This is a genomic window from Burkholderia sp. MR1-5-21 (assembly GCF_053427715.1).
In genome coordinates this window covers 143261-165056 of the sequence record NZ_JBSAXD010000001.1, presented here as the reverse complement: position 1 = coordinate 165056, position 21796 = coordinate 143261, and the positions used below count along the sequence as shown (strand labels likewise).

Sequence of the window (21796 nt, the reverse complement as noted above, 5' to 3'; positions counted from 1 at the left end):
CGTGTATCGAGCCGTGCAGCCGCTCGTGCCGGCCACCGGCCCGCGTTGGCCCTCTCCTATTCCGCCAACGGAAAGATGGAGCGGCACAGGGTGCTACCCGCCTTGGGCGGTACCCACTCCGCGATCGCCGCTGGTTGCGGGATGTTCGTCTGGGCCGGCTGCCGCGGACTTGGCGCCTTCCGCCCGATCCGCACGTAGTGGCGAAAACCGCTGCTACGCACGACGTCCTCATCAAAAAGATTGCGCAGATCGATCAGGACGGGATCGGACATATAGGCGACCAGTTCCTCCAGATCGCAATCGCGGAACGCCTTCCAGTCCGTCAACACGATGAGGGCGTCGGCACTTTTGATCGCGTCGACCGCACACGACGCCATGACGAGGCCGGGGAGGATCCGGACGGCGCCGGCCGGCCGGGACGGGTCGTAGGCCCGGATCCTGGCGCCACGCTCGGCGAGCGTCCGGATCACTTCGATGCTCGGGCTTTCGCGCACATCGTCGGTTTCCCCTTTGAACGTGAGGCCGAAAACGGCCAGCCGTTTGCGGGCGACGCCCCCTCCGCAGGCAGCCTCGATCTTTTTCACGATGGTGTCCCTGCGCATCATGTTGGCCTCGATTGCCGCATCGACGATGCGCAGCGACACGACGTGGTCGGCGGCGATCGCCCGCAGTGCACGCGTATCCTTCGGAAAGCAGGATCCGCCCCAGCCAGGCCCGGCCTTCAGGCACGCGGCCCCGATACGATGATCCAGTCCCATGGCGGCGGCAACACGGTCCACATCGGCGCCGACGGCCTCGCACAGATCCGCAATCTCGTTGATGTAGCTGATCTTCACGGCAAGGAAGGCGTTGGAAGCATATTTGATCACCTCGGCGGTTTCGATTTCCGTGAGCAGGACATCGCATCCCTGCCGTTCGAGCGGATCGAAGATCCGCTTCAGGACCGCAATGGCTTGCTCGTGCTCCGCACCGATGACGATGCGATCCGGGTGCATGAAATCGTTGATCGCGCAGCCCTGGCGCAGGAACTCCGGATTGGATGCCACGGCCACTGCCTGGCCGGCGGGCACGCAACGCTCCACCACGCCCTGGACGATCCGGCTGGTTCCGACGGGCACCGTCGACTTCATCACAACGACGGCGAATTGATCGAGATTGGACGCGATCTGTTCCGCCGCCGCCATCACGGCGTCCAGATTCGCCCGATCCGATTCGGCGTGCGACGGTGTCCCGACCGTGATGAACACCGCATCGCGACCGCGGACGCTGCCGGGAAGATCAAAACTGAAGCGCAGACTCCCCTTGCCTACGTTGCGGCTCACCAGTTCGTCGAGCCCGGGTTCGAAAATGGGTACACGCCCGTTGTTCAGCGCGTTGATCTTGTCCGTGTCGTTATCGACGCAGATCACGTCATGGCCGAGTTCGGCCAGGCAGGCGCCCGACACGAGGCCAACATAGCCGGTTCCGATAATGGCGATTTGAACAGACATATCAGCCTCACTGTGATTCGGCGTAGTGAATACGGGGTCATGCGGACTCGCTGCCTTCGTGCCCGGCTGCACGCCGAAACCAGTCGGCCGCCGTCTCCACCATCTGTTGGATCTCGACGAAGCGCGGCTGCCAGCCCAGAACTTTCCGCGCCAGCTCCGCGTTCGCATAAAGCGACGGCGGATCGCCGGCTCGGCGTGCAGCCAGCAACACCGGAACACGGCGGGCGGTTACCGCCTCGACCGCCTTGATGACCTCGAACACGGATGTCCCCTTCCCTGTCCCGAGGTTGAAGGCCGCGCTGGCGCCGCCCTCCGCCAGATGGTTCGTCGACAGAACATGCGCCTCGGCGAGATCGCTGACATGTACGTAGTCACGGACGGCCGAGCCGTCCGCAGTGGGATAGTCCACGCCCAGCACGGAAAACGGCGGGGCCGTCCCGAGCGCGGCCCCGATGGCCAGCGGGATCGCATGCGTCTCCGGTTGGTGGCGTTCGCCCAGTTCCCCGTCGGGATCGGCGCCCGCCGCATTGAAATACCGCAAGGCGATCCAGCGCAGACCATAGGCACGCGCGTAATCGGCGACCATTCTCTCCGTGACGAGCTTGGTGAAACCGTAGACATTCACCGGCGCCTGGAGCGTCGCTTCCGAGATGGGCAGCATGGATGGAATGCCGTAGGTGGCACAGCTCGACGACAGCACGATCCGCATCACGTCGTGCCGCCGCATCGCATCGAGCAGCGTCTGCGTGCCCGCAATGTTGTTGCGATAGTATTTGCCGGGCTCGATCACCGACTCGCCGACATAAGCCAAAGCCGCAAAATGGATCACCATCTCCGGGCGATGCTCGGCGAACGCTGCGTCCAATGCATCGGCATCGAGGATATCGCCCACATGGAGTGGCCCCCAGCACACTGCGTCCGGGTGACCGGAACTCAGGTTGTCGAAGGCGATTGGCGTGTGCGCGGCGCGTGCCAACGATTTGCAGGTGTGGCTCCCGATGTAGCCGGCACCGCCGGTGACAAGGACTCTCATCGCGTCGACTCCGGCGCTGCAACGGGAGACAGCCATAGCTCATGACAAAAATAGTCTATGGTTGCACCGAGGCCTTCCTTGAGTGAGACCGTTGGCCGCCAGTCGAGCAGTTGCTCGGCCAAGCTGATGTCCGGGCACCGCTTTTTGGGGTCGTCGATCGGCAGCGGCATCGCGCTGATGCGCGATGCCGACCGGGTCATTTCGATCACGAGCCCGGCGAGCGCCTGCATGGTGAACTCGCTCGGGTTACCCAGATTGATCGGCCCGGTGACCTCGGCCGGCGACCGCATCAGGCGAAAAAAGCCGTCGATGATATCCGTGACGAAGCAGAACGAGCGCGTCTGCTGACCATCGCCATAAATTTCAATGGGGTCCCCCAACAGGGCCTGCACGATGAAATTGGACACCACCCGCCCGTCTTTGGGATTCATGCGCGGCCCGTACGTATTGAAAATCCTCGCCACGCGGATGTCGACGCCATAGCGACGCTTGTAGTCGAAACAGAGGGTTTCCGCGGCACGTTTTCCCTCGTCATAACACGCTCGCGGGCCGGTGGAATTGACATGGCCGCAATACGTTTCGACCTGCGGATGAACTTCGGGATCGCCGTATACCTCGCTCGTCGATGCCTGAAATACGCGAGCGCCGGTCTTCCGGCCGAGATCGAGGCAGTTTTTCATCCCCATCACGTTTGTCAGCAACGTGTGGGTAGGATCGACCTGATAGCTGGGTGGGGACGCCGGGCAAGCGAGATTCCAGATCTCGTCGACGTCGGTATCCGGCAAGCTCGCGCAGATGTCCGCCTCGACCAGGGCAAAGCGTGGCGAAGCGCGCAGATGTGCCACGTTGCAGCGCCTGCCCGTCATCAGGTTGTCAACGCAGAGGACCTGCGCCCCCTCCGCGAGGAGCCGCTCGCAGACATAGCTGCCAAGAAAGCCGGCGCCGCCTGTCACCATTGCGGTCGGCGTATCCTTGCTGTCCCGAAATCGCATGCGTGTCATGGCTGACGCTCCCATTTCAGACGACCGCAGTCACTTGAAAATGCGAAAACCGGGATGCACCGCAGCAAGACTTGTACCCAAAGGGACGCAGAGGCCGGAACGCTACTGAATTCGGGTGGCTCGCGGGAACGCTTTGCTGTACCGCAGCACGAAACGTCGCGAAAACGTTGCATTCGTGAATAGTCGGTTGCGCCGCGCATTATATATAGACGAAACCGTATCCATACCCGTTTTGACTCAGTGGCCTGCGCTGCGACGCGATGGGCATTAACACCTACCCCGTTGGCATGACAGCACGTCGCGTATTGATCCGATCACGACAGCGCGCAGCGAGCATATGGATTTCACCAGAAATGCCGTAAAAATGATTCATTCATGAAATGGCGATTGCTCCAAATTACGGGGTGAAGTGTTGGGGTCTGTTGGTATTTTCACGAACGGCCCGAATGCGCATGACAGCGACGTCCCACAGCGCACATCGCCATCAACCTCCGGCCACGGTCCGTCGAGCCTGGCTGGCTTCCGATAATATCGACGCAAGACTCACTGGCTGACTGGTCACAAAACTCCGCCACAGGTCGACAAGGATGCGCTGAACGCGATAAAGCGAGCCGCGCTCGCTTGCCAAGCCGTTACGACGCAGGATGAACCACCCCCTCGGGACGGGCGATGTCGAACCGGCTTTCGGGTCTGACATGGACATAGGCCGAAGGGCCGCCTGCTCGAAGAATGATGCCCGCTCCGAAGGTGTCGAAGATGCCGTCCTTGAGCAAGTCATTGCGGATATGGACGGCAACGACCTCGCCCAATACCAGCCAGGCAGGAGTCGCCAGACCCTTGTGATCACGAAGCTGGATCACGTCGGCAACCTTGCATTCGAAGTTGACTCCGCTTTCCGCCACACGAGGAACGTCGACCAACCGGGATGCAACGGGAGTCAACCCGCCGAGTTCGAACTCGTTGACTTCGTACGGCACCACGGCACACGTCTCATTCATCCTCTCCGCGAGATCACGCGTCGCGAGGTTCCACACAAACTCGCCAGTCTCCTGTACGTTGCGCAGACTGTCCTTTGCGCTGGTGCTCGAAAAGCCGATGATCGGCGGATGGTAGTTGAAGGCGTTGAAGAAGCTGTAGGGCGCGAGATTGAGCGTGCCATCCTTGCCGCGGGAGGAGATCCAGCCGATAGGTCGCGGGCCCACGATCGAATTCAGCGGATCGTGCGGCAATCCGTGGCCTTGCGAGGGTTCGTAATAGTGATAGCTTGAGTCGGTCATGGCGGGTTGTCGTGCGAAATGCGTTGAAGTCCATTGGCGGATTCACATGAGCCAATGGCGGAAACGGCGTCCAATGCGACATGCATACGGGTGCCCAAGCATCGGTTCATCGGTCCTCGCTCGCGTTTTCGCTACCGCGCTTGTGGCTGAAGGACCATTCGACGCCTGTCGTGCCAAGTATCACATGACGTCATTTCCGTCAGAACAAGGTGAGCTGGCAAGCTTCCTTGCAGATTTGAGTGGGCTCCCCGCGCTGAAGCGACGCTGCTCGGGTTCAGCATCGGAAATTGAAGACGTGCGTTGCTCGGTGCAGCGCACGAATGCAGCAAGGCAAACGAGAATCGAATTGGGGCCGGCTAGCAAGAATCTGCAAGGATGATTGCCATTTGAGAATATTCTGTCGAAATCAGATAGGGCCTACAGTCCAACCATCGAACTTCGTTGGTGACGACCATGAGCCTCAATACCTTCGCGGCCGAGAAGCGCCGCATTGCATTCATCCAGTCGTGCTGGCATCAAGACATCGTCGATCAATGCAGGGATGCGTTTCTCTGCACTGTGGACGAGCACGGCGTCGACCCGACGCGCGTCGACTTGTACACCGTACCTGGTGCGTTCGAAATCCCGCTCCAGGCAAAAGTGTTGGCCCAAAGCGGGAAGTACGCCGCGATCGTCGGAGCGGGACTGGTCGTGAATGGCGGCATTTATCGCCATGAGTTTGTCGCTCAGGCGGTCATTAGCGGGCTCATGCAGGTTCAGCTCGAGACGCTTACACCGGTCCTTTCTGCAGTGCTCACACCGCACAATTTCCACGAGTGTGCCGAGCATCGTGAGTTCTTTCTTTCGCACTTTGTGACCAAGGGTCGCGAAGTCGCACTCGCGTGTGTGAGTACGGTTCGCAACATCCACGAGGCGTCTTCGCTCCACTACCCTGAGCCCGCCATGAAGCAAGCGGCTGCGCAGTGACGGATAACGTTTCGCGGTAGCGCGCGCCCTTCCCGCGATTTGCCGGTGAGCAACGATCGGACCTCTGATAGTGAGTTGCGACAGCGCGGAATTCGGGGTGCCCGCTACGCGCGGACCGAACTTTGTTCATTTCTCATCCAGTAGTACTGCGAAATCATCGAGAGCAGCGTCGGGACACGGAAGCCCGACACGAAGGGTGCACCTCGGCGGCAGACACTACCGGCGTGCCGCCGATCCGAGGAACGATACTTGGCGTCACGCGGCGGCACGCTCTTCCTGCGCGTCGCCGATCGGATGGAAGCTGCGGCGAAAGTAAACCAGTCCTGCAGAGTCGCTATGCCGTACCGCTTCGATCTCGACGAAGAAAACCGTATGCGTGCCCTTCTCGACCACATCAGTAATGCGACCGTCAAAGGACACCAGTGCGCCCTGCAAGACCGGCGCACCGGTCGCCAGCTCGATCCACTCTCCCGTCTCGAAACGCGCTTCGGGAGCACACCGGGTCGCGCCGGCGAAAACCGACGAGATCTCCGCCTGCGAGGAACTGAGCGTGTTGACGCAAAGCACGCCATTCTCCTTGAAGAAGGGATTGCTTCGGCTGGAGCGGTTGATGCAAACCGCAATGGTAGGTGGTTCATCGGTCACGCTACAGACCGCGCTGGCAGTCATTCCCGAGCGCCCTGCCGCCCCATCGGTCGTGATCACATTGACCGCAGCACCCAGCTGCGCCATCGCGTTACGAAAGTCTTGACGTTCAACAGACATGATCTTCTCCATTTCGGGTGAGCCGACAGCTCGGTACGAAGTTCGGTGTCAACGGCATTCGATTGCGCCTGCCCGTTGCCCCACGACTTCAGTATTGCTTCGGGAATCCCGCGAGAGAAGACGAGAAACTGCGAACCACCCTTTCACCCATGACGGAATTCGGGTACTTTTTCCAGGACCTGCTATCCGAAATGATTAACTGACTATCATGCTGATGAATCGGATCGACGCGATGGCACTCTTCGTCGCGGCAATTGATGCGGGAAGCCTTTCAGCCGCTGCCCGAGAGCGCGGTCTCTCGCTGTCGTCGGTGAGCCGCTACCTGACGATGCTGGAAGAGCGGATCGGTACTCGGCTGATCATTCGCTCAACGCGAATGCTCGCCCTGACGGAGGCCGGTCGCGCCTACTACGAGAAGGCAAAGCGCCTGCTCGCCGAAATCGATGAAATGGAGGCGAGCCTCACCCAGGCGTCCGAGGCGCCGATCGGCAAGATTCATGTCTGCGGCCCCACGCTGTTCGGCCGCGTGTTCATGCTGCCGATACTTGCGAAATTCCTGGTCGCCTACCCCAAGGTGACACTGGACGTCATGCTGCTCGATCGCCAGGTCAATCTGGTCGAGGAAGGGATAGACATCGCCATTCGCATCGGTGCAATGGAGGATTCGAGCCTCATCGCCCGAAAGCTCGGGGCGCTGCGCTGGGTCATCAGCGCGTCTCCCGCTTACCTGGAGGAACGTGGTATCCCGAAGACGATCGCCGACCTCGACAAACACGACTGCCTCATATACGGACAGCAATCCATCAGCTCTGAATGGCTGATGCTGACCGATGGAAAGCCGACGCACGTTCATGTACCCGTACGCATGCGCTCGAATACGCTCGATGGGGTTGTCGCAGCGGCTGTCGAAGGTGCGGGTCTCGTTTATGCGCCGGCGTGGACGGTCGCGGACCACGTCGCGGCCGGTCGCCTTCAAGTTGTGCTCCGGGCATTCGAGTTGCCGCCTCGCCCCATCAACGCCGTGTTTACCCACAATCGCCTGATGGCGGTGAAAGTGCGATCCCTGCTCGACTACTTCGTCGATCATCTGTCCAGGACGGATTTCGACACGGTTCCCGAATTCGGAAGCGCGCTGTCCCGCGACTAAGCGGAAAACAACCCCACCCAAACCGATCAGGGTATGGCGGCAATCGCCCGCCCCCCGTCGGTTCCACGCGTCCACCTCACCGCTGTACCTGCCCGAAACCGCCTCGACAATTCCTCCACGCCTGCATTCCTTCATCGGATTGTTCAGCCAATGCCATGCGTTCAATTGCGTAAATCCTGCAAGGATGGTTGCCACCCAGTCGTCTTCTGCCTGCTGATTCATCGCGTGATACTTCCGCTACAGACATCGCGGTTGTGACCGCCAAAGGAGATAGACATGCTTATTGGTTTGTTTGGAAGCGCGCAGGCAGACGGTTCGACGCTGGGCACAGGTATCGGTCAAGGTTTCCACGAGTACATCGACTTCAACGTCGAAGCGGAAAAGCTCGGGTTCTACAGCACTTTCCTCGTGGAACACCACTTCACGGGCTGGGGTCAAGTGTCTTCGACGCTGAATCTGCTGACGTGGTTGGCAGCGCGTACCCGCAAGCTTCGGCTGGGTACCGCCACGATGGTGCTTCCGTGGCACAACCCCGTTCTCCTCGCCGAACAAGCCGCTACGCTCGACCTCCTCTCTGGTGGCCGACTCGACCTCGGAGTGGGCAAAGGGTATCGGCATGCGGAGTTCAGCGGTTTCAATATTCCCATCGAAGAAGCCGAGGCGCGTTTCGAGGAATGCCTCGATGTGATGCTCAAGGGATGGGGGGCGAACGAACGCTTCTCGCACCACGGAAAGTTCTGGAACTTCAACGATATCGTGGTCGAACCCACCGTCTCGAAGAGGCCCGCCATGTGGATGGGCGCGGGCAGCGAGCCGTCCATTCGGAAGGTGGCGAACCGCGGTTTCAATCTTCTGCTCGATCAGTTCGCCGACGCAACGCTCACCGGGCAACGCATCGAGATGTTCAAGCAGGCCATCGCCGAACACGGTCGCCCGTATAACCCGAATGAAGTCGCAGTAGCGCGTGATCTCTTCATCGCGACGGACGAACAGGACAAGCAGGCTGCGATCGAGCGTCTCAACCAGTCGCGACTGCGCACCATCGAACATGCCCGTGCGCCCAATCAGGCCGGCGGCTCGCACATTCTCTCGTATGCGAAGGGTGGTCAGATGCCGTCGACCGAGAGCGCCCTGATCGGCACGGTCGACGAGATTCGCGACAAGCTGCATGCGTTGCAGGAAGCTGGCGCAGGCTATCTCATCTGCAGCATTCTCGGCGGATCGACCGACACCCTCCGGCGATTTGCCGACGAAATCCTGCCGGAGTTCCAAACGGCATCGAATGAGGCCGACCTCTCGATCGCCTGAGCCACCTGGCTGGCAGCTCAAAGCGAGCGATCCGTCCACAACTTTCCGCCAGAGAAGGTCACGGATCGCTCGTCCCTTCACTCAGTCATGCATTCGTGAAATGCACCGGAGGAGACATGACTTCGCAGGAAACACTGAGTTCTGCTTTGCCAGAGGCGTCCGCGAGCCATGGCCAGCAGATCGGTACGGCCCGCCGATTGAGAGCGATCTTTGTCGGCTCGATGGGTAACCTGGTTGAGTGGTACGACTTCTACGCGTACGCGGCATTTGCGCTCTACTTCGCTGATCAATTCTTTCCGCACGGCAATCCTGTCACGCAGCAGCTGAACGCCGCACTGCTGTTTGCCGCCGGCTTCATCATGCGTCCGATCGGCGGCTGGGTGTTCGGCCACCTGGCCGACTCCTTTGGGCGACGCAACGCGCTGACTGTCTCCGTGCTCATGATGTGCGGGGGCTCGCTGATCATTGCGGTGACGCCGACGTATTCATCGATCGGGGTCGCGGCTCCGATCCTGCTCGGCTTCGCTCGCATGATTCAAGGGCTCAGTCTGGGCGGCGAGTATGGTACGAGCGCAACGTATCTGTCCGAGATCGCCCACGACAAGCGGCGCGGGTTCTATGCAAGCTTTCAGTACGTGACACTCATCGGCGGACAGATGAGCGCCATCATCGTCTTGCTTCTCCTGCAGAAGTTCTTTCTCACCCCCGACGAGCTTAGCGTGTGGGGATGGCGAATTCCGTTCCTGATTGGTGCAGCGCTTGCCGTATTTGCCGCGTACATGCGTCGAAACATGCATGAAACCGACGCCTACCGGAAGAAGAAGCGGGTCGGTAGCCCGCGCAACTCGCTGGGCGAAGTATTCAAGTACCCGCGCGAAGTGTTTCTCGTCATCGGCATCACAATCGGCGGATCGGCAGCCTTCTACACCTACACGGTGTACATGCAGAAGTTCCTCAAGCTCTCCGTCAAATTGACGGACGACCAGACGACGATGGTGACCGCGGGCAGTCTGCTCGTCGCGATGATGCTCCAGCCGTTCTACGGCTGGCTGTCCGACATCATCGGCCGCAAGCGCCTGTTGATCGGCTTCGGTGTTGCGGGCACGCTCTTCACCGTCCCGTTGATGACGAAGCTGCAATCCGCGACGGGACCGCTTCAGGCGTTCTTCCTCATCGCAGCCGCGTGGTTGATCGTCTCCGCGTATACGTCGATCAGCGGTGTGGTGAAGGCCGAACTTTTCCCCACGAATGTCCGTGCGACCGGAGTGGGCCTGCCGTATGCACTTACCGTATCCCTCTTCGGCGGCACAACCGAGATGATCGCATTGTGGCTGAAGTCGACGGGCCATGAAGACTGGTTCTACTACTACCTGACCGGCTGCATCGCGATCTCGCTGATCGTCTATCTGTTCATGCGCGACACGCTCAAAACATCTGCAATGGATCGCCACGAATGACGATTTCAGCGCAAATACGTGGCTGGCGGCATGCGCATCCGACGTCCGGATGCGCCGCCACCGCGCCAGCAACCATTGAAATTCGTCACTAGACAGAGGTACACCCCGATGCTTATAGCGATAGCCAAGGATCTTTCCGTGACGCTCGATTCGCCCGAAGATTTCAAGCGATTCAGCGTGCACGTCGACGGACGACCCGCAGACCACCCTCGGATTCGAGATGCTGTCATGCATGCCGGGAATCTGGTCGACGCGGAAACCATGTGGGTGAAAGAGGCGTGGCTCCGGAATGCACCGGGCCGGATCGACACCTCGGCATGGCAAGACGGCGTGTCGGCGATGATCACGGCAGCCCAAAGATACGGGTGGATCGACGAGGCGACCCGTTCGATCAAGGCCCACGTCGTGTGGGCTGATGCGATCGCGTCATTCCACCATCAATCGGACCACAACATGAACCCACTCAACCTCGAAACAGCTACCCGGCTTGTCGACAGCGCGCTGCAGAAAGGACGCGAGATCAAAGCGGCGCCCCTCTGCGTCGTCGTGCTGGACGCTGGCGGACACTTGATTGTTGCCAAGCGGGAGGATGGCGCAAGTTTGCTGCGCCCCGACATCGCGACGGGTAAGGCGTATGGGTGCCTCGCCATGGGATTCGGTGGACGTGAGCTTGCAAGGCGTGCGAAAACGTCCGCTCCCTTTCTGGCCGCCCTGTCGGGGTTGACTGGAGGAAAGGTTGTGCCCGTGCCTGGCGGGGTGCTGATCCGCGACCACGACGGCGTTCTGCTCGGTGCAGTCGGAATCAGCGGCGACACGTCTCCGACGGACGAGGAATGTGCACTCGCCGGCATTGCGAGCGTCGCGCTCGTTGCAGATACGGGAGATTCAGCGTGAAAAGGTACGCCGGCGAAATCGCCCTGGAGGTGCTGCATGAGCTTGCACCATCCGGATCGCTGCGCGTTGCGATCAACCACGGCAATCCCGTTCTTGCGCAGCAAGACCCCGAGAGCAAAGCGCTTGGCGGAGTATCCGTCGACCTCGCCCGTGAGCTCGCTCGAGAGTTGCACGTCGAAGCGGAACTCGTGCCATTCGGCACCGCGGGAAACGCCTTTGAATCCGTTGCATCGGGTCGTTGCGACATCGGGTTCCTTGCCATTGACCCGGTACGGGCAGAAAAGGTGAGCTACACCGCACCGTATGTCCTGATTCACGGTGGATATCTGGTTCGCAAGGACTCGGCGTTTCTGTCGGTGAACGATGTCGACAAGCCCGGAGTGAAGGTTTCTGCAGGTCGAAACACGGCGTATGACCTCCACCTGTCCCGCACGTTGAAGCATGCGTCACTTGTTCACACAACCACGTCTGCCGACACTGTCGACTTGCTTGTCAATGGTGAAGCGGACGTCGCCGCGGGAATCTGCGAGCCGCTCGCCCAAGTGGCAGCAAGAGAACCCGGCTTCCGGATGGCAGACGGCCATTTCATGGTCATCCAGCAAGCGATGGTCGTACGAAAAGCGAGGCGCGTCGCGCTCGCCTATATCCGCGATTTCATCGAACGAGCAAAGCTTTCCGGATTCGTTGCAGACGCACTGTCGAGGTCAGGGCAAGTGGAAGCCCAGGTCGCGCCATCTCTTCGGGCCTAGGGTCTGCTTACATTCGGAACACGCATGCGTTGCGACGAGAACGGCCGCTCGCGAGGCGCGCGGAAAGGGGTAGTATTGAAAATCAGGTTTATCCGTGCCTGAGCGTGTAACCTCCCCCCAACCAGGCGGTACTGCCATGATTCGATATCAAACCGACCCCGATTCCCCGGTCATCGAAATTTTCGTCGAAGGCAAAGTCACCGATCACGATCTGCGCGAAGCCATCGAGCGCATGCGTGGCGATCTCGACCTGAACGGCAAGACCCGCGTGCTCGAACACATCGAGCATTTCACGGGCATCGAGCCGAAGGCACTATGGACCGATATCACGCTCGGCGTTTCACTGGCCCGCAAGATCACGCGCGCCGCCGTGGTGGCCGACGCGGGCTGGATCCGCGCGTCGATGCATCTGGCTCGGTTCTTTACGAAGGCCGAAGTCAAGGCGTTCCACGTCAACGAGCTGGAGCAGGCGCGCGCGTGGATCATCGCCTGAGCGCCGCCCGGCAAATCTCGTTGCAGCCCAACCACGCGGCATCGCGACGCCACATGGAACAGGGTGGAAAATCCAGCGTGAAAGCGTGGAATCGAGCGTGCCACTCAGCCGCTTTGATGTACGTCGAAGGCGGGATCGTCAATGTCGAGCCCGCAGAACAGGACGGCGACCCTGATTGTGATCGCCTTGGTTCGCGAAGACGTTGCGTGTGCACGGTCGGTTCCGACGACACTCATCGAATCTGTACCGGCGCACGCGCTGGAATGGCGCCGATGCCCAAATGCGCTTTGCAATAGTTCGGCGTACCGTCACACGGCGCAACAGCTGGACCCGCCCTGCCTCACGCCGCGTCAATCGACAGAGAGTTCGAGTTCGAGCGCATTCGAATGCGCGTGAGGCGCGGTCTCCTTCTCGCTGATAAAGAGCCACGCCATCAAGGCACCAGTCAGCGCGACCACCGCGCCCGTCAGCATCACGTACTCGTACCCATTGGCGAGACTGGCTCTGGCAAGCGTATCCGCGCCGCCGTATGCGACGATTTGCGATTCAGCAATCGACAGCCTGCCATCCGCGATCGCATGAACAATTCCGAACCTCGCGTCGCCACCCAGGTTGGGCAGCGCACTACGGACGAGGTGGTCAATGCGCGCGAACAATATGGCACCCAGCGACGCAAATCCGATGACGATTCCACTGAACCGCATCGTCCCGGATACACCAGATGCCATGCCGGCACGCTCAATGGGAATCACGGTCATTCCAACCTTGGCGATCTGGCCGTTGAGAATTCCTGCGCCCACTGAAGCCACGAACATCCCCGCAACGATCGACAGGTAATGGAACGACGCAATTCTGTCGCTCGTGATCACCAGCCCGCACCCCACCATGGCCAGCCCGATCGTCAGGAGTGCGCGGCCCGACAGCCGATGGTCGAGATACAGCGTCACCACACGAGGCATCACGAAAAGCGGCACCGCAAGCGGCAGCATGAGTCCCCCCGCGATGAACGGCGTGTAGCCAAGCGCGCTTTGAAAATAGAACGGCAGATAGGTGAGCAGGGTCAGGAATGCGGCCGCAAATGCAATCCCCGCGATATTCGCCCCGACATAGGTGCGCTGCCGGAAGTACCTGAGATCCACCATCGGTCGCTTCTGCACGCTTTCCAGGACCAGGAACGCCGCGAAGAATGCAGCGGCGCCGCACGCTTCTCCGACAATCCCGGGGCTGCCCCATCCCCTCTGATTGCCGGAAATCAACGCGAGCGTCAGAAGCCCGAGAAAGCCACTGAACGTGAGTACACCGGCATAGTCGATTCGCATCGCATTCGGGTCCTTCGACTCGGTGACGGCATAGCCAGTCAGTGCAACCAGAGCGATACCAACCGGCAGATTGATGTAGAAAGCCCACCGCCAACCGATGACCTGGGTGATGAAACCTCCGATCACCGGGCCGAGCATGATGCCGATGCCGATCACGGATCCCCAAAACGCAAATGCTCGCGCGCGTTCCCTTCCGTGAAAACCATGCGACAGAATCGCAAGCGCGGCACTCAGCTGAAAGGCGGCGCCGACACCCTGCAGGGCCCTCGCGCAGTTCAGCAGGGTCGCCGATTGAGCCGCACCACAGATACCCGATGCGACGGTAAATATCGTGAGGCCCGTCACAAGCATCCTCTTTCGGCCGAAACGATCCGCCATCGCGCCCGCCGTCATCAATAGCGTAGCGAATGCGAGCGTATACGCGCTGACGACCCATTCGATCGCAGCGAAATCCGCGTTCAATGAACGCGCGATCGAAGATAGCGCGACGGCAACGATGTTTGCGTCGAGGTTGATCATGAAGGATGGCACTGACACGCACAGCAGAACCATCAGTCGTTTCCGGTCTTCCATCATCGTTCGAGAATGAATATTTGCCATTCAGAAAATTCATGCAGCGGATCACAAAGCTGCATATGCACACGCTACCATCGATAACATTTGAGCGTCGATGCCGTCGGATGCAATCGCCTTTTGCGTCCGTGACAACAGTGCTGCCTGCCATCTGGAGGCCATGGAAAGCGCAAGGAACAGAAGCCGATGAAGTGCAGATATCGGCGTTCACGCGAAATACTTCATGCAGAAGTGATCGGCCAGGCCCTGCCGCTAGCATCAAGGCCGAGTATCGGCTTCAGCCGTTTGACAACGTCACGGCCGGATAACGCCGGCCGATCACGCGGCGACGGCATTCTCAACCGAGGATGACCTTCGGATAGCGACGCGGCTCCCTTCCCTCAAGAACGTCGCGGCCGCGCGCCGTGTCGGCGTAGAGTCGACCGTGGATGATCTTCCCGTCGCGAACCTGAAACAGGAAAAGATGCTCGTTCTGCATCGAGTACCCATTGGTCGCTTTCGCACGTGCAATCACGGGCACGATCACGAAGTCTTCCGCCTCGAGAATTGCCCGGGCGTCGTAATTGAAGTATTCCCATTCGTGGTACACGTGCTTCCAGAACGCAAGGAACTCCTCCTTGCCATGATAGGTGCCACCGTAGGGAAGCGAGTCCGAAAACTCGAATGTGATGTCGTCCGCCAACAGCGCCACGAGGTCGGACTTGTCGTTGCGATCAAATCCCGTAAAGGCCTTCCGGCATGCCTCAATGATTGCTGGATGTTTCATCTCTCGTCTCCTTTGATTGGAACATCATCGTCACCAAATACGCGCATATACTCCTTTTATCGGACAAAAATGGCCGCACAACGGCATTCGCGGCCACGCCCGCATCACATTCCCTGCACAGCAGTGCCCTGCGATCGATCTACTGCACTGCCAGACTCGCCTCGCCTTCCGCCCACGGCTCGAACCCGCTGCCAAGCACGTCACGCAGGGACTTGCGCAAATCCTCCGCCTTTCTCACGCCATAACGACCTTCGAACTGAACCTGAACCGATCGCCAGAGCGGAAGCGCTTCCTTGTAGCGCGCCAGTCCCGCCTTCGTCAGAACGGCATTTTTCATGCGCCGATCCTCACCTGGCACCATATCGATCAGACCATCCCGCTCGAGCGGCCTCAGGTTTGCCGACAACGTCGTCCGATCCATTGCCATGGCTGCCGCCAGCTCGCCAATGGCGAGCGGACCGTTCCTGACAAGCTTGTGCAAGATCGAGAATTGGGTCACTCGAATGCCTGCCGGCCCCAGCGCCTGGTCGTATACCGCCGTCAGGTACCGGGAAGCCTGGCGCGCGGCGAGACAGTTGCAGCGCCCGTCGATATCGTCTATTGAATCTCTGCGCATCAGAAGCTCCGTGTATGCTCGATCGTTGCTCGAAACAGGAATATACGCGCAACTACTCGTTTTCGACAGGCGGACTGGCGCAGGTTCTGTCGACGCAAGCGCAAGCGCAGGTCCTGTCCTCACGCAGGAGCCGCGAGCGGCTGACGCACACCGAGATGTGCCGCGATGACGCCTGTCGTGATAGCGGGTTGCTCCAGATGCGGCCAGTGACCCGAATTCGCAATCAGCCGCAGCGCCGCTTCGGGAAAGCGCTCCCTATGTGTCGCAGCCACTTGCTCGGGCGGGATCACCGGGTCATCCTGTGCGCCAATGATCAGCGTCGGGCCTGTGTAGCGGCACGGTGCGTCGCCGCGCCGATCGCCGACCGAAAATGCGTCATAGTACTGACGCACCGCCCGCTTGCCCATCAACGCGTCGGGAGCAACCAGCGCATCCAGTTGAGCTTCCGGCAGATTCTTCGAGAACATCGCGCGGATATGCCTTTGCGCGACAGGGTCCGCACCGCTTTCTCGCAGCAGCATCCGGATATCGTCAGGCAGCGCGTTCCCGCGCAACGGCGCAGGCGTGATGAGCACAAGCGCCGCAACTGATCCGGGGCGCTCCATCGCAACCAGCTCCGCGATCTGGGCACCCATGCTGTGCCCGACGAGCGCCACTCGAGAAAGCCCCGATGCGTCGAATAGCGCCTCGATATCGGCCACGGCTTGCGCAAGCGTGCATCGGTCGTCGTCAGCACGCCGCTCCCCCGCTCCCCGCAAGTCGATCGCGACAGACGGAATGCCGGTACCGGACAGTCCATTGATCAGCGGATCCCAGACCGAACGACTATCCAGAAATCCGTGAACGAATACGATTGCGTCGAAGTCGACGCGACCTGATCGGGCCTCCCGACCCGAGACCTTGTTCGCGTCAAGTGCGGTGTTCATAGGCGGTGTCTCCGTCTCCACGTGGTACTTGTCAAACGTCATGCCGAGCCATATTATGCGCATATGCTCCTATTGTAAAGGCGGGTGCGGACCGTGAGTTTCGGTATCGACGTACAGTTTCCCGGCGACGCCGGCACACAGCCGCGCGGGCATCACGTCGATCCACACGTAACGGCGTTTTCGACGTCCGGCAGCGCTGCACGCGACGGGTTCACCGAGCATCTTGCCGTTCTCGGCACGGCATCGAGCCGATCGAACTGATCGATCGACACTGCAATTCACTTCAATTGACACCGGAGAGAAACATGCCTGTATTCCACGCCCACATTCCCAAAGGTCGCTTTTCCAGAGAGCAGAAAATTGCGATGGGCAATGCGCTGAACCAGTCGCTCGTCGAATCGCTCAACATCCCCAAGGAAGACCGGTTCGTCATCCTGAGCGAACATGGCGAAGACGAGTTGTTCATTCATCCGACATTCATGGACATGAACCGGACGCCAAACGCGATGATCGTGACCGTCCTCATCGGCGCGCACCGGCCAACCTCGGACAAGAAGGCGCTGCTCGCAGCCATCCCGCGCATCCTGGAACGAGATGTCGGCATCTCGCAGGACGACGTCTTCATCGCGCTCGTTCCCGTGCCCAACGAAAACTTCTCGTTTGGTCGCGGCATCGCTCAACTGGCGGACACGGCGCCGAAATGGTAGTCCACCCTTGCGCGGCATGCCGATCGGTACTGTGATGGCTGACGACAGCAGCGCGGTTTCGCAAACCGACGTGCCTCCCCCGGCATCGGACCATAGACTGGTTGCTGGTCGCGTCCTGCACCCGGCGTGCCGACGTGCGAATCCACCCGTCATGCAAGGAACGGGGAGTCGCTTCCCCGGTCCTTGCGCCGGCGCCAAGCCGTCACGCCGGCAACCCCATCGCCTAGAACCGGTGCCTCAGCCCCGCCGTCGTTGCAATCTGGTATCGAGAATTGATGCCGCTTGGCCCGCCTACGTTGTCGATCGCCGCGGTCAGCGCGTCGTTCAGTGCTTTCTGGTAAACCACTGCGCCATAGAGCTCGGTGCGTTTGCTGAGCAGATACACGAATCCGGCATTCAACTGCAGCCAGTGCGGGTGCGCGCCGGCACTGACGTGCGCAAACGACGACGCACCGCTGATATTGCCGATGCTATAGATCGCCGCCAACCCGGCGACGAGGGCAGGCGTGAACGCGTACTTCCCGTTGACCTCGTAGGTCGACATCGCAAAGCCCGTGTGGTCTGCGTAGTGAAGCTTTGCGTAGGTGTAAGCGCCGCCGACTGTCAAATCGCCTGCCGTGTAGGCAATGCCCGCTCCGGTGACGTCATGAGAGGTCACCGGCTTGCCATAGAAAATGTCAGTCGGGCTGGTATAGTCGCCGACGACCGCACCCGCCGTGTTGTTGCCGTTCGTGCTCCCGGCCGACGGGTTGCTCAGGTGAAAATGACCGACGCCGACCGACATCGGCCCGCGGGAAAAGCTGGCTCCCGCGCTCCATGCACTGTTGTTTGCAAAGCCGGCGTCCGGGCCCGGCGCCTGATTGCTGAATGCATACAAACCGCCGAACGTGAATCCTGACACTGTGGCGCTGGTGTATTTGACCGCGTTGTTCAGGCGAAACGACGTGTAAAGATTGTCGATATCGCCGACGTGCGCGCCATACTGCGTGCCCCACTGCCTTGCAGACACGAACGGCCCGACGAAGTCCACGACAGACTCGTATTGGCGCCCGAATGTAACCGTGCCATACGACTTGTTGCCGAGACCGACATAGGCTTGCCGGCCAAATTCGCGCCCGCCTTGCAGCATCGTCCCGTTGGCCACGCTGAATCCGTTCTCGAGCACGAATACGGCCATATTGCCAGCGCCCAGGTCTTCGACACCTCGCATGCCCCACCGTGACGGGATCCCTACCCCACTCGTTTCCTGCACCTTGCGTCCCCCGGCCCCGCCTGGACTCGACGCCACGTTGTTCACATAGCTGATGCCGGAATCGACGATCCCGTATAGCGTGACGCTGCTTTGAGCAGACGCACCCGCTGGCGCAAGACCAGCGACCATCATGGACAGCACTGCACCTCGCCTCATCTCCAACCCCCAATTACTATGCATGTCTAATTATTTCCATTACGCCGCGTACACGGCCGTTCAACTTCATCCCTACGGAATTCGATCTGCCATCGGATCGCACATCGGACAGATCACGGATCCGTGAATCGCCATCAGATGATCGATCTTTCGCGCAACGACCGGATGATGTGCTCGTCGTAGCCCAGCACGGATTTCAGAACGTCGTCCGTATGCTCGCCGAGCATGGGCGGATGCGCGACGATTTCAGGCGGCGTCGCGCTCATTCTGACCGGATTGCGGATCAACTGAACCGCGCCTCCCAGAGGATGATTCACCGCGACTTTCAGGCCGCGCGCCGCGACCTGCTCGTTGTCGAATACCTCGGCCAGGTCATTGATCGGGCCGCATGGCACCCCACCTTCTTCCAGGTGCGCAATCCAGTCGCGCTTGCTTCGGGTACGGACCATGTCGGACAGCATCGGCACAAGAATGTCCCGGTTCCGCACGCGGGCCGGATTGGTCGAAAATCGCGCGTCGTCAGCCAACGCTCCATGCCCGCCGGCCTGAACGAACTTCCTGAATTGCGCGTCGTTTCCAACCGCGACGATAATCCAGCCATCGCTTGCCTCGAACGCCTGATACGGGACGATGTTCGCATGGGCGTTCCCCCACCGGGCCGGTACCGTTGCGCTCGCGAGGAAGTTTGCGCCAACGTTGGCGAGCATCGCCACCTGCACGTCGAGCAGCGCCATGTCGATATGCTGCCCTTCACCCGTGCGCTCCCGATGTGCCAACGCCGCGAGCACCGCGACCGAAGCGTACATGCCCGTCATCAGGTCTGCGATCGCCACGCCGGCCTTTTGCGGGCCGCCCCCCGGGCGATCGTCATGTTCGCCGGTGATGCTCATGAACCCGCCGATCCCCTGGACGATAAAATCGTATCCTGCCCTGGGCGCATAGGGGCCGGTCTGCCCGAAGCCGGTAATCGAGCAATAGACGATGTCCGGCTTGATCGCTTTCAGCGACAGATAGTCCAGCCCATACTTCTTCAGTTGGCCGACCTTGTAGTTTTCCAGAATCACGTCACTGCGAGCAACGAGCTCGCGTACGATCCGCTGCCCGTCCGCGGTGGCAATGTCGACGGTCACGGACCGTTTGTTCCGGTTGGCGGCAAGGTAATAGGCGGCCTCGCGCGTCTCCTCGCCGTCCGGCGTCCGGAAGTAAGGCGGCCCCCAATGACGCGTGTCATCCCCGCCTTCCGGCCTCTCCACCTTGATGACGTCGGCACCGAAATCCGCGAGTGTCTGTGCACACCACGGGCCCGCGAGGACTCGCGTCAGGTCGAGCACACGAATATGATCAAGCGCTCCCATTCAGGCAATTTCCAATATATGTCGCGTTGAAGCGGTTTTTTGAGGGGACGCAGCGCGCTGCAACGGCAAGGCCGGTGCGCGCTGCGCGCGTCGTGATGGTGTCGTGCCGCCGACAGCCCCTGCTCCGACGTTCGTTCTCAACCATGGCGTTGATTCCGACGCGGATCAGGCAAGTTCTTCTTCGGTCGCGCCGCGAGCAGGCTGCTGCTTTCTGATGACGACTGGAATGACGATGACCAGGACGATCGCAGCGAGCGCCTGCACGCAGGCAGACGCGACAAATCCGCTCGCATAGGTGCCCGATACGTCGCGAACGTAACCGATCAGCCATGGCGTCAGAAAGCCCGCGAGGTTCGCGATCGAACTGATTGTCGGCACGGCCAGCGCCGCCGAGCTGCGCTGCAGGAGACGCCCTGGAATCTGCCAGAAAAGCGACACGCCTGCCCCCGTTCCGGCCAGCGCCAGAACCAGCGTCGCAAATGTCAGTGGACGGCTGCCATGCCAGACGAAGACCAGCGCGAGGAGGTTCGCGACGCTGGCCAGCGACGCGATCGCGCAATGCCACCGAACATCACGAAAGCGACTGGCAAACGTGCAGAACGCGATATTCCCGAAAGCACCCAGCACGCAAATCACGGCGATCGTGTTGCCGATCGCATGGAAGTCGCCGAAACCCGCCTCATGCAATATCGTCGGCATAAAGAATCCCAGCGCCGAGTTCGCGGTCAGAATGCAGAAGTAAACCGTGGCGAGCGCCCAGAGCATTGGATTGCCGATCAACGACGGCGCTGCAACGGCCTGGGATGCGAAGCGTGCGCCGTCGCGTTCGAGATCCTCGAGTATCAGACGCCGTTGTTGCACGGATAACCATTTCGCAGCGGCAGGACCGTCCGGGAGAACATTGAACGCAACCCATCCAAGCAGGATCGTCGGGACGGCCTGGACGAGAAACATCCAGCGCCAGCCGGCGATGCTCCACAGGCCGCTCATGTGATCGAGTATGAAGCCGCCGCTCAGGCCGACGGCGATGGTCGAGCAAATTGCCGCCGAATGGAAAATGCTGAAATTGCGGGTCCGCCGTTTCGTCGGAAACCATTGACCGAAGTACAGGATGACGCCCGGATAAAAGCCGGCCTCGAACGCGCCAAGCAGGAAACGCAATAGGTAGAAGGTTCCGGCATTCCTGACGAACATCATTGCAACGCTGGTCACCCCCCAGCCCAAGGCCATGGACGCGATCGTCACGCGCGCGCCTGCACGTTGCTGAATCATCGAGCTCGGTACGCCCAGCAGCACGTAGCCGAGAAAGAACAACCCCGCACCCAGCCCATACACTGTCTCGCTGAACCGCAGATCCGACAGCATTTGCAGCTTGGCGAATGCCACGTTTGCACGATCCACCCACGCCAGCATCCACAATCCGAACAGAAGCGGCATGATGCGCCACTCGGTCGATACATAGGCCTTGCGTAACGCATCCCCGGCATCCGAACCGGGTTCACCCGTCTCTGCTTCCCACATCGCGCTCATTCCATCGTCTCCTGCC

At 60.5% G+C, this 21796-nt stretch carries 20 protein-coding genes; 8 read left to right on the top strand and 12 right to left on the bottom strand.

The window, feature by feature from the left end; genetic code table 11:
* Nucleotides 1–56: 56 nt before the first annotated feature.
* The 4 genes from ACV229_RS00695 to ACV229_RS00680 all read right to left on the bottom strand — a co-directional run bounded on the left by ACV229_RS00695 (nt 57) and on the right by ACV229_RS00680 (nt 4801).
* Complete coding sequence (locus tag ACV229_RS00695; protein ID WP_448081189.1) at nt 57–1490, bottom strand: UDP-glucose dehydrogenase family protein; 1434 nt, start codon at nt 1488–1490, stop codon at nt 57–59.
* A gap of 37 nt (nt 1491–1527) precedes the next feature.
* Nucleotides 1528–2523, bottom strand: coding sequence for a UDP-glucose 4-epimerase GalE (gene galE, locus ACV229_RS00690; protein WP_448081188.1), 996 nt, complete (start codon nt 2521–2523; stop codon nt 1528–1530).
* Nucleotides 2520–3524, bottom strand: a complete 1005-nt coding sequence (locus ACV229_RS00685; RefSeq protein ID WP_448081187.1) for a UDP-glucuronic acid decarboxylase family protein — start codon at nt 3522–3524, stop codon at nt 2520–2522. The genes galE and ACV229_RS00685 overlap by 4 nt, the downstream gene beginning before the upstream one ends.
* Nucleotides 3525–4156: 632 nt before the next feature.
* Nucleotides 4157–4801 carry a flavin reductase family protein gene (locus ACV229_RS00680; RefSeq protein WP_448081186.1) on the bottom strand — a complete coding sequence of 215 codons (645 nt, stop codon included), beginning with the start codon at nt 4799–4801 and terminating at the stop codon, nt 4157–4159.
* 453 nt (nt 4802–5254) lie between these two features.
* Here ACV229_RS00680 and ACV229_RS00675 point away from each other — a divergent pair, with 453 nt between their 5' ends.
* Nucleotides 5255–5767, top strand: coding sequence for a 6,7-dimethyl-8-ribityllumazine synthase (locus ACV229_RS00675; RefSeq protein ID WP_448081185.1), 513 nt, complete (start codon nt 5255–5257; stop codon nt 5765–5767).
* 255 nt (nt 5768–6022) lie between these two features.
* On the opposite strand, the gene ACV229_RS00670 is transcribed toward ACV229_RS00675, so the two are convergent.
* Nucleotides 6023–6532, bottom strand: coding sequence for a flavin reductase (locus tag ACV229_RS00670; protein ID WP_448081184.1), 510 nt, complete (start codon nt 6530–6532; stop codon nt 6023–6025).
* A 232-nt stretch (nt 6533–6764) separates the two neighbouring features.
* Between ACV229_RS00670 and ACV229_RS00665 the strand changes: the two genes are divergently transcribed.
* The 6 genes from ACV229_RS00665 (at nt 6765) to ACV229_RS00640 (ending at nt 12580) form a co-directional block, all read left to right on the top strand.
* On the top strand, nt 6765–7679 hold the full coding sequence (locus tag ACV229_RS00665) for a LysR family transcriptional regulator (protein ID WP_448081183.1): 915 nt from the start codon (nt 6765–6767) through the stop codon (nt 7677–7679).
* Nucleotides 7680–7955: 276 nt separating this feature from the next.
* Nucleotides 7956–8987 (top strand): LLM class flavin-dependent oxidoreductase, encoded by a 1032-nt coding sequence (locus tag ACV229_RS00660; RefSeq protein ID WP_448081182.1) that lies wholly within the window; start codon nt 7956–7958, stop codon nt 8985–8987.
* Nucleotides 8988–9103: 116 nt separating this feature from the next.
* Nucleotides 9104–10444: an MFS transporter gene (locus ACV229_RS00655; protein WP_448081181.1), complete on the top strand. Its 1341-nt coding sequence runs from the start codon at nt 9104–9106 to the stop codon at nt 10442–10444.
* A 138-nt stretch (nt 10445–10582) separates the two neighbouring features.
* Nucleotides 10583–11338: a GlcG/HbpS family heme-binding protein gene (locus ACV229_RS00650; RefSeq protein WP_448081180.1), complete on the top strand. Its 756-nt coding sequence runs from the start codon at nt 10583–10585 to the stop codon at nt 11336–11338.
* Nucleotides 11335–12087: a transporter substrate-binding domain-containing protein gene (locus ACV229_RS00645; RefSeq protein ID WP_448081179.1), complete on the top strand. Its 753-nt coding sequence runs from the start codon at nt 11335–11337 to the stop codon at nt 12085–12087. Before ACV229_RS00650 ends, ACV229_RS00645 begins: the two co-directional genes overlap by 4 nt.
* A 136-nt stretch (nt 12088–12223) precedes the next feature.
* Entirely contained in the window at nt 12224–12580 is a 357-nt protein-coding gene (locus tag ACV229_RS00640) for an STAS/SEC14 domain-containing protein (RefSeq protein WP_448081551.1), read from the top strand.
* Nucleotides 12581–12930: 350 nt separating this feature from the next.
* On the opposite strand, the gene ACV229_RS00635 is transcribed toward ACV229_RS00640, so the two are convergent.
* The 4 genes from ACV229_RS00635 to ACV229_RS00620 form a co-directional block, all read right to left on the bottom strand.
* A complete protein-coding gene (locus ACV229_RS00635; RefSeq protein ID WP_448081178.1) occupies nt 12931–14499 on the bottom strand; it encodes an MFS transporter in 1569 nt (522 codons plus the stop codon).
* Between the two features lie 310 nt (nt 14500–14809).
* Complete coding sequence (locus tag ACV229_RS00630; RefSeq protein WP_448081177.1) at nt 14810–15238, bottom strand: nuclear transport factor 2 family protein; 429 nt, start codon at nt 15236–15238, stop codon at nt 14810–14812.
* Between the two features lie 139 nt (nt 15239–15377).
* Nucleotides 15378–15854 (bottom strand): MarR family winged helix-turn-helix transcriptional regulator, encoded by a 477-nt coding sequence (locus ACV229_RS00625; RefSeq protein WP_448081176.1) that lies wholly within the window; start codon nt 15852–15854, stop codon nt 15378–15380.
* A gap of 119 nt (nt 15855–15973) precedes the next feature.
* A complete protein-coding gene (locus ACV229_RS00620; protein ID WP_448081175.1) occupies nt 15974–16780 on the bottom strand; it encodes an alpha/beta fold hydrolase in 807 nt (268 codons plus the stop codon).
* Nucleotides 16781–17085: 305 nt separating this feature from the next.
* Here ACV229_RS00620 and ACV229_RS00615 point away from each other — a divergent pair, with 305 nt between their 5' ends.
* Nucleotides 17086–17487, top strand: coding sequence for a tautomerase family protein (locus tag ACV229_RS00615; protein ID WP_448081174.1), 402 nt, complete (start codon nt 17086–17088; stop codon nt 17485–17487).
* A 223-nt stretch (nt 17488–17710) separates the two neighbouring features.
* Here ACV229_RS00615 and ACV229_RS00610 read toward each other — a convergent pair whose 3' ends face one another.
* From ACV229_RS00610 to ACV229_RS00600, 3 genes are all read right to left on the bottom strand, one after another.
* Nucleotides 17711–18871 (bottom strand): porin, encoded by a 1161-nt coding sequence (locus ACV229_RS00610; protein WP_448081550.1) that lies wholly within the window; start codon nt 18869–18871, stop codon nt 17711–17713.
* 158 nt (nt 18872–19029) lie between these two features.
* Nucleotides 19030–20250: a CaiB/BaiF CoA transferase family protein gene (locus ACV229_RS00605; protein WP_448081173.1), complete on the bottom strand. Its 1221-nt coding sequence runs from the start codon at nt 20248–20250 to the stop codon at nt 19030–19032.
* Nucleotides 20251–20415: 165 nt separating this feature from the next.
* Entirely contained in the window at nt 20416–21780 is a 1365-nt protein-coding gene (locus tag ACV229_RS00600; protein WP_448081172.1) for an MFS transporter, read from the bottom strand.
* Between the last annotated feature and the right edge of the window lie 16 nt (nt 21781–21796).

Excerpts from the sequence above, each read along its gene's own strand:
- ACV229_RS00605 (WP_448081173.1), bottom strand. The coding sequence starts at position 20,250 with ATGGGAGCGCTTGATCATATTCGTGTGCTCGACCTGACGCGAGTCCTC.
- ACV229_RS00665 (WP_448081183.1), top strand. The coding sequence starts at position 6,765 with ATGGCACTCTTCGTCGCGGCAATTGATGCGGGAAGCCTTTCAGCCGCT.
- galE (WP_448081188.1), bottom strand. The coding sequence starts at position 2,523 with ATGAGAGTCCTTGTCACCGGCGGTGCCGGCTACATCGGGAGCCACACC.
- ACV229_RS00695 (WP_448081189.1), bottom strand. The coding sequence starts at position 1,490 with ATGTCTGTTCAAATCGCCATTATCGGAACCGGCTATGTTGGCCTCGTG.
- ACV229_RS00630 (WP_448081177.1), bottom strand. The coding sequence starts at position 15,238 with ATGAAACATCCAGCAATCATTGAGGCATGCCGGAAGGCCTTTACGGGA.
- ACV229_RS00660 (WP_448081182.1), top strand. The coding sequence starts at position 7,956 with ATGCTTATTGGTTTGTTTGGAAGCGCGCAGGCAGACGGTTCGACGCTG.
- ACV229_RS00615 (WP_448081174.1), top strand. The coding sequence starts at position 17,086 with ATGCCTGTATTCCACGCCCACATTCCCAAAGGTCGCTTTTCCAGAGAG.
- ACV229_RS00680 (WP_448081186.1), bottom strand. The coding sequence starts at position 4,801 with ATGACCGACTCAAGCTATCACTATTACGAACCCTCGCAAGGCCACGGA.
- ACV229_RS00635 (WP_448081178.1), bottom strand. The coding sequence starts at position 14,499 with ATGGCAAATATTCATTCTCGAACGATGATGGAAGACCGGAAACGACTG.
- ACV229_RS00675 (WP_448081185.1), top strand. The coding sequence starts at position 5,255 with ATGAGCCTCAATACCTTCGCGGCCGAGAAGCGCCGCATTGCATTCATC.
- ACV229_RS00610 (WP_448081550.1), bottom strand. The coding sequence starts at position 18,871 with ATGATGGTCGCTGGTCTTGCGCCAGCGGGTGCGTCTGCTCAAAGCAGC.
- ACV229_RS00640 (WP_448081551.1), top strand. The coding sequence starts at position 12,224 with ATGATTCGATATCAAACCGACCCCGATTCCCCGGTCATCGAAATTTTC.
- ACV229_RS00600 (WP_448081172.1), bottom strand. The coding sequence starts at position 21,780 with ATGAGCGCGATGTGGGAAGCAGAGACGGGTGAACCCGGTTCGGATGCC.
- ACV229_RS00685 (WP_448081187.1), bottom strand. The coding sequence starts at position 3,524 with ATGACACGCATGCGATTTCGGGACAGCAAGGATACGCCGACCGCAATG.
- ACV229_RS00655 (WP_448081181.1), top strand. The coding sequence starts at position 9,104 with ATGACTTCGCAGGAAACACTGAGTTCTGCTTTGCCAGAGGCGTCCGCG.
- ACV229_RS00670 (WP_448081184.1), bottom strand. The coding sequence starts at position 6,532 with ATGTCTGTTGAACGTCAAGACTTTCGTAACGCGATGGCGCAGCTGGGT.
- ACV229_RS00625 (WP_448081176.1), bottom strand. The coding sequence starts at position 15,854 with ATGCGCAGAGATTCAATAGACGATATCGACGGGCGCTGCAACTGTCTC.
- ACV229_RS00620 (WP_448081175.1), bottom strand. The coding sequence starts at position 16,780 with ATGAACACCGCACTTGACGCGAACAAGGTCTCGGGTCGGGAGGCCCGA.